This is a genomic window from Silvimonas amylolytica (assembly GCF_014645555.1).
GTDB classification, from domain to species: Bacteria; Pseudomonadota; Gammaproteobacteria; order Burkholderiales; family Chitinibacteraceae; genus Silvimonas; species Silvimonas amylolytica.
The window spans coordinates 209,640-222,595 of sequence record NZ_BMLY01000004.1 but is presented as its reverse complement, the minus strand read 5'-3'; the positions used below and the strand labels follow the sequence as shown (position 1 = coordinate 222,595).

Annotated in this window: 7 protein-coding genes; 4 read left to right on the top strand and 3 right to left on the bottom strand. The window is 52.4% G+C overall.

The annotated features are described in order from the left end of the window. Position 1: 1 nt before the first annotated feature. The 4 genes from zorB1 to IEX44_RS13305 are packed head-to-tail and all read left to right on the top strand — an operon-like array spanning position 2 to position 6,498. A complete protein-coding gene (zorB1, locus tag IEX44_RS13320) occupies positions 2–742 on the top strand; it encodes a type I Zorya anti-phage system protein ZorB1 (RefSeq protein WP_188694586.1) in 741 nt (246 codons plus the stop codon). Further along, positions 739–2,478 carry a type I Zorya anti-phage system protein ZorC gene (zorC, locus tag IEX44_RS13315; RefSeq protein WP_188694583.1) on the top strand — a complete coding sequence of 580 codons (1,740 nt, stop codon included), beginning with the start codon at positions 739–741 and terminating at the stop codon, positions 2,476–2,478. Before zorB1 ends, zorC begins: the two co-directional genes overlap by 4 nt. A gap of 1 nt (position 2,479) precedes the next feature. After that, the gene (zorD, locus tag IEX44_RS13310) at positions 2,480–5,737 is read left to right on the top strand and encodes a type I Zorya anti-phage system protein ZorD (protein ID WP_188694563.1); all 3,258 of its coding nucleotides are present in this window, start codon (positions 2,480–2,482) and stop codon (positions 5,735–5,737) included. A 35-nt stretch (positions 5,738–5,772) separates the two neighbouring features. Then, entirely contained in the window at positions 5,773–6,498 is a 726-nt protein-coding gene (locus IEX44_RS13305) for a hypothetical protein (protein ID WP_188694560.1), read from the top strand. Positions 6,499–6,645: 147 nt separating this feature from the next. Here IEX44_RS13305 and IEX44_RS13300 read toward each other — a convergent pair whose 3' ends face one another. Genes IEX44_RS13300 through IEX44_RS13290 form a run of 3 tightly spaced genes read right to left on the bottom strand, consistent with a single transcriptional unit; the run spans position 6,646 to position 12,954 of the window. After that, the gene (locus tag IEX44_RS13300; RefSeq protein WP_188694557.1) at positions 6,646–9,753 is read right to left on the bottom strand and encodes a type I restriction endonuclease subunit R; all 3,108 of its coding nucleotides are present in this window, start codon (positions 9,751–9,753) and stop codon (positions 6,646–6,648) included. Further along, positions 9,750–11,597: a DUF262 domain-containing protein gene (locus IEX44_RS13295; RefSeq protein ID WP_188694554.1), complete on the bottom strand. Its 1,848-nt coding sequence runs from the start codon at positions 11,595–11,597 to the stop codon at positions 9,750–9,752. The genes IEX44_RS13300 and IEX44_RS13295 overlap by 4 nt, the downstream gene beginning before the upstream one ends. Positions 11,598–11,646: 49 nt before the next feature. Then, positions 11,647–12,954 carry a restriction endonuclease subunit S gene (locus IEX44_RS13290; RefSeq protein ID WP_188694551.1) on the bottom strand — a complete coding sequence of 436 codons (1,308 nt, stop codon included), beginning with the start codon at positions 12,952–12,954 and terminating at the stop codon, positions 11,647–11,649. Positions 12,955–12,956: the final 2 nt, after the last annotated feature.

Here is a 12,956-nt window from a genome sequence, read left to right as displayed (position 1 = left end):
TATGTTCGGAATGCGCGCGGCGCCGGCTCAACGTAATAAGGAAGAAGGGGAAAAACCCTTCTGGATCTCCTATGCGGACTTAATGACTGCCCTCATGATTTTATTCCTGGTGGTCATGGTTGCCTCATTGATTACTGTGACCCAACGCATCGCTATGGAAACCCAAGGCGAAAAGGATCGCACCCGCGACATCGCAAAGTTGTGCCAACAACTGGTAGTCAAAGCGAAAGGGCTAAACCAATCAATCGTCGTCGATTGCAAAGACAATCGCATTAATTTTGGTGAGGCCGGTCGTTTCGGTCACAACGATTATCGTCTGGCAGACCAAGGCAAACTCGCGCTTCAAGCAGTAGTTCCTTTAGTGCTGGACGCAGCGGCGAGCGAGGAAGGGAAAAAGTGGTTTAAACAGGTGGTTATTGAAGGCTTTACCGATACCGATGGCTCGTATCTATATAACCTTCACCTAAGCTTGGAGCGCTCAGAGTGGGTTATGTGCTCACTGCTCGACTCGCGATTTGCCAAGGAGGGTGCCCTTTCCGACGCGCAACGAGAAGACGTCAGGCAGTTGTTCCTTGCGGGCGGAGTTTCGTTCAACAACGCCAAAGAGAGCAAAGAGGCGAGCCGCCGAGTAGAACTCAGGATGCAGTTCTACGGATTAAAGGAGCGCAGCGAGGCAAACAAGAGCCTGCCTGAATTTCACATAACCAAGCCAGAAGTTTGCCAGTTGAATATAACTCCATGACCTCAGCGCTAGAGCTCCTTTCGCAGCGAATGTCCCAAGCTACAAATTTCTTCACGCATGCCGTCGACAATAGATCGAACAGCGGCGCATTTGTTCGCTTGGCCGCGACCGCCAATAGACTGGCAACTCAGTTTGATCAGGGCAAAGAACGCCAGCCAGCTGCGGAATTACGCCGTGACGCAATCCGCCGACTACGCGCCGGCTCTTCTGAGCTCACAAGACGAGACTGGAAGCTCATTAGTTGGGGCATAAGTGAAAGTTTCGACGATCAACCTAGCGTTCTCGAAGATCCCCACGTCTTTCACAAAGTGGATCAGTACGTTGAGGCTCAAATACAGAACTCCACGCTCACACGCAATGCATGGTTCGGCCTGACATACAGCTACTTTGCTTACCCTGGAGACTCTCCAGAAAACAATCCCTGCTGGCAGCAGCTCAGACAGCAACTGAGCCGTGGATTTCTCGGCCTGCGGCATCAGCAAAAGCGTGAGCATCGGTGGCTAGCGGTCATCTCTCAGCATCTCGACCTATTTGGCGATAACCCGGGTTATCAGCTAGCAGATATCACCTTCGATCAGCCACTCCAAGAAGGAGCGGCACCGCAAGACTACCTGCCTGTGCCTGAAAATAGCTGGCTCTGGCAACGCGTTATACATCGCCAACTATCCAGGTTATTTGAGATAGATGACAACTTCTTCGAGCAACGGATCGATCAAATCGTTGCGTTAATGACGCAACATAAGCGATTCAGCGATGACATTTTGGCCGCGATACTCAGCCGCTACGCACATTCTGCCAAGCGGGATATCGCCCACCCCGACCTCAAAGAAAAATCCATTGAGGCTTGGGGAAGCCCGCAGATTAAATCCACAAAAAACCGGTGGACTGTCCACGTTGACGATGACGTGTGCAAAATGGTTCTGCGTTGGTTTGCGAAGGACGACCTTGAGCACTTCTTCAAGCTTCTACAGGGCGAAAGTGGCGTTGACCAAGCGAGGCTGGATTTCTGGCTGCGCTATGTAGACCAAATGAATTTTACAAAAATCGTGATGGGCCAAGATGCTGCATCCGACCGCTCTCCCGATTTTGTTGAGTTCAGAGAAAAAAACAAGTTGCGATCCAGCCAGCTAACTAGCGGCCCGAGAGAAAATAACGCATTCATCATGCAGATTGCAGGTTGTTACTTTGTGGAGTTCTCAGGAACAGGCAATGCTTGTTACGTTTACCCGCTATCCGGGGTTCCATTTAATCCTGATTCGCGCCATTTCCGCCTCGATGAGTTAAAGGACCAACTAGCAGCTACCGATCGCTTGCTACATATGTCCAATTGGCAGCAAAAGGCAGATGTAGTTCTTTCCCGCTTGGGTATCGCTCCAAATGGAGCCGTTACCTCCCCTGCGCCTATTTCGCCTTCGGTATGGTCAAAGTGGACACCGAAAAATGCAGCGACCATCGCAGCCAGCCCAACTGCACGCATCAAGCCCGTTGTAGCGAGCACAAAGGAGGCGCCCAAAAGCTCTATACCAACGAATGAAAAGCAAAAACTGATCGCGAAAGCAATTGAGGCCGCGCTGTTCATGATTGAATGCCAGCCTGAGCAGATCAAGACCCAAGACTATAGAGAGTCAGGTGGCGCATTCTGGGTTATAACGTTCGACGAGACGACAGAGCTCGCAAAACAACTTCGTCGCTTGGGATTTCGCTTCGTTCCAAGTCGCGGTTTTTGGATAAATTGATATGTTCAAAAAGCTGTTTTCCAAGAGTGTCTCAGATGACATGCCTGCAGATCGAAAGGGAAATACAGTCAAACCGACGTTTGATGAATCCGGATTGCTTTTCCCCATGCTCCCCGCGGCCAAACTAGCGGCGCTGCCACTAGATGACCAACTGACTGTTTCCTATCTGGGACAGCTGGATGAAGAGGGGTACCTAAGTCCGGCCATCGAACAATGGGTATTGCCATGGCATCACTTATACGAACTTCTGGCGAACGAGGAGCACCGGACGAGTTTGCCACTTCTTGGTTTGCCGCCTGTTTCTACTGTGACACCATTACTTGCTAGCCGGGGTGGGCTTGCGGATCTTGATTTTAAAATCACTATCAAGGGTTGGCGCCAACCTGATGGTAAAACGATCACCGAATTGGCTCGGGTCGGAGCCGTAACAAATGTTCAGGGGAAGACAGAACTGCTTTCTGCAGTGAACTGGGTGCTATTGCAGGCTATTCAAGCATTCTCACGGCGGCAGTCGGAAACGCCGGGCGAAATGACCAATCAAATTGGTTGGGCCGAAATTCGCAAGCTAGCAAAGAAAGCGCATGCGGGTATGGATGGGTTTCTCATGGACACCATCGTGCTTCGTCCGGATAGTTTGCAGCTCGATCTTCGTAAGTCTGAACTTCAAAGCAATGCAGTGATCGAGATTGCGCCTGAATTTGAAGACCAACCATCCGGATGGTTAGACCAGTTTGACCGTTATCAGCAGGTCCAGGATCGCTATCACATTAGCAACGAGGATGGATCACTAACCCACATTTTGGTTAGCCCTGAAGTAAAAACCGTGCTGGAAACAATCAAGAGAATGCCAGGGCGTCGCGTAAGCGGTGATGACGCCCTCGCCGTTATCAAAAACCCCTACGCACTCCTCGGCGACGACGCGGTCAAGGTACTAGACCCCGCACAGTACGAAAAAAGTCTCGCCGATGCCGGTATTCATTTCCACCGGTTCTCTATTGATGTAGAGCTCAGCCCCCTCCGAAAAATTGATTACGTAAGGCTCACTCTTAGCCCACGCACCGTAGAGCCTCTGCCTGACTCAATCATTGATTTCAAACAGCCGAGCCATTTTGCACCGTTCGTCGCAGAGTTGAGGGTAAAGCTCGCAGCAGAGCGGCCTTGCGGCTTCTGGGAAGGTTATGAACTAGAGCTCGGCGACTTCGATCTGCAAGCGTTGCGCGGTCTTGAGTCGCTGCTGGAGCGATGGCAGCAGGAGGCTGCCGGCGTTGAATTCACAGATGTACTGGATCTCGAAAAATACGGCGAGCGGGTAAAAGGTATCGGTGTAGCAGAAGATGTGAGCTCGCCCTTTCTTGCCAAAGGCAAAAGCGAAGAATGGCTTTCTCCGGAATTGCTTAACCATCTCGGGATGGATGGAGATTTGCTAGCAAAGTGGGACTCATCAGAGCACGAACACTTCGAGATCTTTAGTGAGCGTATAGAAGAAGCCATCAGTCAGCAAAAAGAGGATGTTGTGCTGCCCGGTATCGAATTGCCGATGGGAGTGAAGACAGCTATTGAGCTGCGAGATGAGTGGGCGAAGAAATTCAAGAAGTCTGAATCGGAAGCCGGTGCTGGTGGCGAGCCTCCTCCCGAAAAGGCGGTGTTGCTCATTGAGCATAACATCAACGAGACGGGCTATGCCGCGAGTCGGGAAGAGGCATTACTCCTGGGCCATGCGGCCCAACCTGCGGTGCCCGAAGCCTTGAAGGAATCCGTGCTGCTCAGGGAGCATCAACGTAAAGGCGTGGCTTGGTTGCAGCATTTGTTCGAGAGTGCTCCAACCCATGCAACTGGCTGTTTATTGGGCGATGACATGGGGCTGGGAAAGACACTCCAACTCCTGACATTCATCATCCACTATATCGAACAGTACCCAGAGGGTGACCCCGTATTGATCGTTGCGCCGGTATCTCTTTTGGATAATTGGGAACGGGAGCTACGCAATTTCTTCTATGCCGATACATTGGTCACGCTGAAGTTATATGGCAGCACCCTAACCGACGCAAAATTCAAAAAGCATGAAATCCCTAACGACCTTCGAATGCAAGGCATCCTGAATTTGCTAAGACCGGGTTGGCGCGGGAATGCACGAATTGTGCTCACTACCTACGAAACACTGAGAGACCAGGTGTTTTCAGTGGCTCGGCAACATTGGGCGATCGTTGTCTGCGACGAAGCACAGAAAATCAAAAATCCAGCAGCCTTGGTAACCCAAGCCGCAAAAGCGATACCGGCCCGTTTTCGCGTCGCATGCACCGGAACGCCTGTAGAGAACTCACTGACCGACCTGTGGTGTTTGTTTGACTTCATTCAGCCTGGCCTTTTGGGGTCGCTAAATGAATTTGGCAGAACCTACCGAAGACCAATTGAAAGTGAAACCGAGCAAGATAAGATTGCGCTACAACGGTTAAGAGCTCTGGTCGAGCCGCAATTACTTCGCCGCACCAAGGCCGATGTCGCCAAGGATCTTCCGGCCAAGCTGGAAGATGGCACATGTCGCTCGCTGAACATGGCAACATTCCAGGAGCGCTTATACAAATCAGCCATCGCTGCGTACCAGCAGAAAAAGGTCATGTTTGCCAAGGCAAGCGAGCAGAATGTCGCCATTTTGGGCTTGTTGCACACCTTGAAAATGGTCTGCGCACATCCGCATAGCGTGCGCCCGGAAGGAGCACTGCTCGATGTATCTCCCAAGATGCGATGGCTGATGGAATCTCTTGAGCTCATTCAGAAAAAGAACGAGAAGGTCATCGTCTTCACTGAATTGCGCGACATTCAGCGAGCGGTACAACTTGCTGTCCTAGCCAAATTCGGCTTCTCACCCATCATTATCAACGGCGATACAAACGCCAGCAGTGAACGGGGAGAGAGCCGGCAAGGGTTAATCGACAAATTCCAGCAACAGCCGGGATTTGGGGTCATTATTTTGTCGACCACAGCGGTGGGTTTCGGCGTTAATGTACAAGCAGCTAACCACGTCGTTCACTTTACTCGCACCTGGAATCCCGCAAAAGAAGATCAGGCGACAGACCGAGCATATCGAATAGGTCAGACAAAAGACGTCCACGTTTATTACCCAACTGTAACTGCCAAAGATTTCCAGACTTTTGAAGCGACGCTCGATCAGCTATTGAGCAAAAAACGTGAACTCGCTGGTGATATGCTCAATGGTTCGAGTGACATTAGTTTGCATGAACTTGCTGTAACAGCAACTTAGCACCCAGATTGCAACCACCCCCTACACTCGCAAACATGCTTAAACCACTATTTACCATTATCCAGATAATTATCGGTTTCTACTGGGCCGGAGATATGGCTCGGCAAAATCAAAAAATTGATGCTCTAGTTAACCATATCGAGGACGGTTACGGAAATTTCAACGAAAAACTAAAAGATGCAAAAATAATAGATAGTCTTTTTTCATTAAGCAGAATTTATGGGTTCATTGCTATATTTTCGTTTCTTCTAGCCATTGTTCTCTGTAAATTTGTGGGTCTAAACCAAAAGAATTTGGCTTTTCTGTCACTGATTGGCATCGGCAGCATCTTGGGCTGGTACTCAATAAGGTGGAGCCTTAACCATAAAAAGACCGCTCGAGAATTCGGCGGACAGGCTTTATTGATGATTTGTGGCCCTCTTTTAGCTGGAGCTCTGGACCTCTTGCTTCATACGCCATTTACTCAAATCTTCGCAGAAGTCTTTTATCGATTTCCCCTCCCCTTTTCTTGGGAAGTTCCACACCTAGCCAATCCGATAGTTATTGGCTGTGCAACATCTCTGATCTTTGCCTTCTTTTTTGGCGTATATTACCTCCTCACTTGGTTGATTGCTGTACCACTCGCCTTTGTCTCAGCATCTATCGTCTTGCTGCCAGTAATTCTTGCCAGGCTGATTCATAGCGTGACCCCAAGAAAGCCCTTTGTCGGCTTAACTTTATTGGTCTTCACCGTGGTTACTTTGTGGTCGCTCTATCTATAACATGGCTATTCCCAACCGGACTCCACTTTTCCAAGTTATTTGGGGGAAATTTGCCTTGCGCAATAAGCTAATGAACCCCCAAAAAAGTTATTCAATCGCAATTGTTCGACGGTAAAGAGTAATTGGTCGCCACAAACACAACGCATTCTAAAGTCGAGACTGCCGCCCAGACTTCATCCGCAATGCCTCATACAATTGGGCAGGCCCCAGTAATGTGTCTTTCAAGCCCTCGCGGATACGCTCAGAGTCCAGTGCCTGGGTGCTCATGTTCGTATGCGCTTCCAGCGCATCCATGATGGCATGCATAATCGCCAGACTCAGGTCGGGTGAATTGGCGAACTGTTCCTTGCTATTGTTCGCAGCCTGCTGGACCAGCGTTTCGTTTTCCAGCAACTTGCCCTTGATGACACCATTCACATAAACCAGTTGGTCATCGTCCGACAGGTCACCCTCAAACAAGCCATTCACCTTCTGGATGATTTCATTCAGCCAGGTTTTTTCCTTGTCCTGCACCGCCCCGCTTCCAGTTGCATCCATCGGCTGTAGCTTGGGTGATTCGCCATGGCTCAGGGCCAGCGGCTGCTTGCCTTTGTTGCGCAGTGTATGGTGTGTAAGTTGCACTTTGGACAAATCGACCGTATCGCGTTCGCGCCCAAACTCCAGCAGCGGAATCAAGCGTTTGTAAAACAGGAAGCGCTTTTCGATATCCGTATTGCCGTAGTCAAAAATCTGCGACAAGAACGCATATAAACGTACGAACGCCCCCATGTCACCTTTGAACAGCGTCAGCGCATCCATGACGTCTTTGGCTGATTGCGCCGCGCTGCCATCCTTGCGAGCTTCTGCGTTGGCCCGGTCATCCTGGGCAGCTTTGAAACGCTTGAGCAAGCGGTCTGCTACCGGCGAAATAGCCGCAACCAACTGCGCCTGCGTAGCTCTGGGGTCGGTCTCTATACGAGCAACGCGGTCAACTTCAAAGTCATCGTAATAACCGGCGGAATCTAGTTTGGCACGCAAGTCATAGACCAGATGCGGGTCTGTCGTGGCTTCCAGTTCGGCCGTTTCATAATACGTTTTGAAGGCGGCGAGAATTTCACCGGCATCGTTTACAAAGTCGAGAATGTAGGTCGTGTCTTTGTTCGGATATGCCCGGTTCAAGCGAGACAGGGTCTGGACGGCTTGAATGCCACCCAGCTTTTTGTCGACGTACATACCGCACAACAAAGGCTGGTCGAACCCGGTCTGGAATTTGTTGGCGACCAGTAGCAGATGAAAGTTCTGTTCCGCAAATGCCTCGCGGATGTCACGCCCTTTGAGGCCGGGATTCAGGTCTTTGCTGCTTTCGGTCACGGCTTCAGGGTAAGACTCCGGGTCATCGACTTCGCCCGAGAACGCAACCAGCAGGCCCAGTTGGTAGTTCTGCTGCTGGATATAGACGGACAGCGCCTTTTGCCAGCGCACCGCTTCTTTGCGGCTGGACACCACAATCATGGCCTTGGCACGGCCATCCAGCAGCGGCTGGACGTTTTCCCGGAAGTGTTCGATCACCACTTTCACTTTCTGCGCAATGTTGTACGGGTGCAGCCGTACCCATTGCATGATGCCTTTCATGGCCTCGCTTTTTTCTACCTGGCGCTCATCATATTCCTCACCGTTGTGCGCCAGTTTGAAAGCCAGCTGGTAGGTGGTGTAGTTCTTCAGCACATCCAGAATGAAGCCTTCTTCAATGGCCTGGCGCATGGAATACACATGGAACGCTTCGGGCTTGCCATCTGGCCCTTTGCGGCCAAACAACTCCAGCGTTTTGGCCTTGGGCGTGGCAGTAAACGCCACGTAGGTCAGGCCCGCATCCCCGCCCACGCGCCCAGCCATCTGAATGGCCAGCACGTCTTCCACACCCACTTCACCGCCGTCTTGCAGCTCGGCCAGTTCTTCTACCGACAACAATTGCTTGAGCTTTGCAGCTGCCTCGCCGGTTTGCGAGCTATGTGCTTCATCCGCAATCACCGCAAAGCGTTTACCTTCGGTTGCGGATAATTCCTGCACGGCTTTGAGTGCAAATGGAAAGGTCTGAATGGTGCAGACGATGATTTTCTTGCCGTCTTTCAAGGCTTGCGACAACTGTGCGCTTTTGCTGCCGCTATCATTGGTAATGGTTTCGACCACCCCCGTGGTGCGCTCAAAACTGAATATCGCCTCCTGCAACTGGGCATCCAGCACATTGCGGTCTGACACCACCAGCACGCTATCGAACACCTTGTGGTGTTCTGCGTCGTGCAGTTCCGCCAGAAAGTGCGCCGCCCATGCAATAGAATTGGTTTTGCCCGAACCGGCCGAATGCTGCACCAGATAGCGCTGCCCCGCCCCGTTGGCCAATACATCGGCAATCAGTTTGCGCGTGGCATCCAGCTGGTGATAGCGGGGGAAAATCACGCTGGCCAGTTGTTTCTTGTCGTTGTGCCGGGCAATCAGATAGCGGCCCAGAATCTCCAGCCAGCTATCCACCGCCCAGACTTCTTCCCACAAATACGACGTGGCATAACCTTGGGGATTGACCGGGTTGCCCGCCGCACCATGATTGCCCCGGTTGAACGGCAGAAAACGCGTGTCCGTGCCTGCCAGCCGGGTAGTCATCATTACCTCAGACTGGCTGACCGCAAAATGCACCATCGCCCCGCCGGAGAACGACAACAACGGCTCTGCCATACCGCCTTTGGGCAACGGATTGCGGTCCTCACGGTATTGGTCGACCGCATCGGCCACGCTTTGGGTGAAGTCCGACTTCAGTTCTGCGGTGGCAACGGCAATGCCGTTTACAAACAGCACCAGGTCAATTTCTTCACCGAGGCGATTTACCGAATGCCGCACCTGCCGCACCACGCGTAATCTGTTCGCCGCATATCGTGCCTGAAGCTGCGGATTCAGACCCAGAGCAGGCTTGAATTGCACCATATCCAGCGGCTGGCGCAGCCCCAGCATTTCTACCCCACGCCGCAAAACTTCCAGCGCCCCACGGTCGTTCAGGTTCTTGCGCACCCGTTCACCCAAACGAACTGGCAAATCCGCGCCATGCGTTTTGATCAACCGCTGCCAGCTATCGGGTTGGGTTTCTTCCAGCCACGCCAGCAAATCCGGCATAAACAAACCATTCTGACGGTCGTAGCGGTTGGCATCACCCTCGCCATACAGCCAGCCGTTGGCGGCAAGGTGTTCGCAAATGGCGGCTTCGAAGTGGTGTTCTTGGTGCAGATTCATGCTTGCACCACTTCGTCGTCTTCGTCATACAGGCTGGCCATCTGCTCGCCTTCCACAGCTTGAGCCGATTTGCCCATCGCTTCAGTAATCAGGGCAAGCAACAACTGCTTGCGGCTGGCATAAAACCCTTCAAAATCATCCTGACGCAGCAACGCCGGGTTAATTGCATGGGTCTTCAAAATGGCATCCATCTCGTCGTCATCAATCTTCACCTGCTCATGCTTTTGCAGTTTGCCAAGATAGACCGACGGAGCCACGCCACCAATCATGCGGTTCGCCTTGTAGGAAAGCGGCGTCTTGTTGACCACGGTGTTGTATTGCTTCCTGCTGATGCCCTGCTTTTCGCACCAGTCCTGCGGGAAGATGTGATGGATATCCAGCGCTACGTCTTCCGCTTCGAGTTCGGAGATTGTTCCTTTCCAGAAAAAATCGGCCGCATTTCCGCGCAACAGCAAAACGTTGAGGCCTTTATAAGCCGCGCTAAGGCGGGAAGTCATGCTGTCTAGCCGGTCTGCCCGGAACGCTGCATCCTGAATGGTGCGGGGCTCGGGGGCATCACTGTCTTCAATCCAGGCCAGCAGGTCCTCCACATCAATGGCGATACGCGTTTCGACGGCGCCGCCGTACAACTCGCCAAGCACTCCGCACCAGTACCACCGCGCCAGTTTTTCGTAGATACGGGGTTCTTTCCAGCGCTCCTCCAGCAATGCCAGCACAGCGGCAAGCGGGGCCAATTGCGAGCGATAGGGTAAATCACGCCCGTCGCCCACACACTCCCGCTTCAAAAACTTGGCCGCCCGCTTGAAACCCTGTTCAGTGACATCAGCCCATTCCCGATAGGCCACCAGTGGCATTTCCAGAATGGTTGCACGCTTGGCACTCACCGGAGTTACCTGTTTACCGGTTTTGCCCGCCGCCAAATCGGCCTTTCGCCGTTTCAGCGTGTAGAGCATGGCAATAGCTTGAAGCAAGTCGGTCGATTCAACCGCAGTCAGTACCGGCTCTCGGGCCAGGCGCTTCTGGCGGGATTCGACCTTGCGCGCTGTGCTGCCAAACCAGTCATCGCGCAGGTTGTAGCCATCAGCCGCGTACGTGGCGGTCACCAATTCAAACACGTTGAGCGGTACCCCACCGGTGTTCACCTTTTCAAAGACAAGGCAAACAGCCTCCTTGCTGGTGGTGCGGTGGAGCTGAATGACGGGCAGTTGATAGTTGCGGAACGCTTGCAGAACCTGTTTGCGAAACTTCATGAAAGTCCCGAAATGCTCTGGGCAGGTTTCTTGCAATCCTTCTTCCCAAGTATCGGAATTGAGCGTCTGGCGGCATGGGAAATAGAGCTGCTGATATTCCTTTTCCGGGGAAGACAAGTCCAGCTTCAAGTCACGACCGAAATTCTCGCGCAGGCATTTATCCACTTCTACAGCAATGATGGCATCTTCCAGAAACTCCACGCCGTCCAGCGCACGCTGAATATCCCAGTAGTAATAGCGCTCAATGGCGCGGCCTTTTTCGTTGCGTGTGGCAACAGGCTTATCCAGCGACAGCACTTGGGTCAGCGTTGTCAGGCGCTGCTGCCCATCCAGAATTAGCAGTTCGGCATCCAGCGCATTGGCAGGTAAATCCACCCCTTCGACAGCACGAATCTGGAAGCGTGTCTCGCCACCGGTTTCCAGCAGCATGACAGCACCAACAGGAAATGAGCGCGCAATACTGACCAACAGACTACGCACGTGGCTGTCATCCCAGACCCAGCCACGCTGGAAATCCGGCAACTGAATCTTGCCGTTGCTCACATCCCGAAGAACGTCATCTAGGGAACGCTTAGTGCTGTCGAATTGGCTCATATTTAGTCCGTTGATTGTTTGCTCTTACACTTATCCGAGGTGGGAACACTCAAACATTTCGTACGTCGATTTGGCCGGTGACGGCGGCGGCGATGAGGGCGGAGCGGCGTTCACCTAACAACAAAATGGCACGGTCCGCTGCTAGGCTCAAAGCGTCGAGCTTGCTGTTTTCGCATCGGATGAAGTCGGCAACAGCCCTTTGCTCGTGAGCTGGCGGCAGCGCTACCTTTCGAGATGCCATCGTGCTTAAAGGGATGCGTGAGCGAGTGGTTCCCGTTGCAAGTACACCCGCATCGTAAGCAGCTCCAGCGTTGAGTTGCCAAGCAACAAACTCTGAGATGGCTTGCTCGGTATTAAGACGAAATCTGAAACAATCAGCTTTCACCAAAGCTGGTCCCAGTCCCTCAGGAGCAACGCACGCACGTCCCAACAGGTTGTTCCCATCACCTAGCCCTGCAACCAATAAATCGCCCTCAAAAACTTCATGATGCCGAAGTTCAGACTGGAAATAGACCATATCCAAATAGACCGGCTCCCCGATATTGAACGCACCAGCACGGATATTCTGAAGCCTGACCACAATGGCCCCTTCCTCCGTGTAATGCTCAGACTTGATACCTGAGCCAAATGGGCCATCACACCGCTCTGAAGCAACTTTCCCCAGAGATGTTATGACCCAATGCGCCGGCACCTCACCCAGCCACTCCACCCCGGAATCCTTCATCGGCGCAGCGGGGTTGAGGCCACGGGTGACGACGTGGGAGATGGTGGCCTGGCGCTTTTCGGCCAGCAGGGCGATGAGCTTTTCCTGCTCGGCAATCAGCGCGTCGATTTTCGCGGCTTCGCGGTCGAGGAAAGCGGCGATGGCGGTTTGCTCCTCAATAGGTATCGCCAACGCGAGTAGATTCCGGACTTTTTCTGCATTTAAGTTGTCTTGGGTATTGCTGCTAGCCTGCTCCTTGAGTCTGGGTTTTAAAAACTCCAGCCAACGGTTCAAAAAACGCTGATTCGTCTGTTTTGTAGGTTGTAGGGCCAAGATTGCTTGGTTTATTGCTGCCGGCACCATCAATTCCGCTGTGTGCCCCAAACTTGCATACATTGAGAATAAAAGTGTCCCAGGAGGCCAAATAGTCAGCCCTTTGCTTGCAATGCCATCTCCTGTTAGAGATTTAGCAGTCTCTAAGACATTTGCCCTGCCTGACAAATCGCCAATCGCTACCCACGGCGTACCCGAATCGTCTAACGACCAGTAACCTTCTTTATCAGTATCAGGGGTACCACCTGCACCAACACCCGACAGTAAGTACTTAAGACGGGTTAGCTCCCAGTGGGCAGGTATATGACCAAGCCATAACATGC

Excerpts from the sequence above, each read along its gene's own strand:
- zorB1 (WP_188694586.1), top strand. The coding sequence starts at position 2 with ATGTTCGGAATGCGCGCGGCGCCGGCTCAACGTAATAAGGAAGAAGGG.
- zorC (WP_188694583.1), top strand. The coding sequence starts at position 739 with ATGACCTCAGCGCTAGAGCTCCTTTCGCAGCGAATGTCCCAAGCTACA.
- zorD (WP_188694563.1), top strand. The coding sequence starts at position 2,480 with ATGTTCAAAAAGCTGTTTTCCAAGAGTGTCTCAGATGACATGCCTGCA.
- IEX44_RS13305 (WP_188694560.1), top strand. The coding sequence starts at position 5,773 with ATGCTTAAACCACTATTTACCATTATCCAGATAATTATCGGTTTCTAC.
- IEX44_RS13300 (WP_188694557.1), bottom strand. The coding sequence starts at position 9,753 with ATGAATCTGCACCAAGAACACCACTTCGAAGCCGCCATTTGCGAACAC.
- IEX44_RS13295 (WP_188694554.1), bottom strand. The coding sequence starts at position 11,597 with ATGAGCCAATTCGACAGCACTAAGCGTTCCCTAGATGACGTTCTTCGG.
- IEX44_RS13290 (WP_188694551.1), bottom strand. The coding sequence starts at position 12,954 with ATGTTATGGCTTGGTCATATACCTGCCCACTGGGAGCTAACCCGTCTT.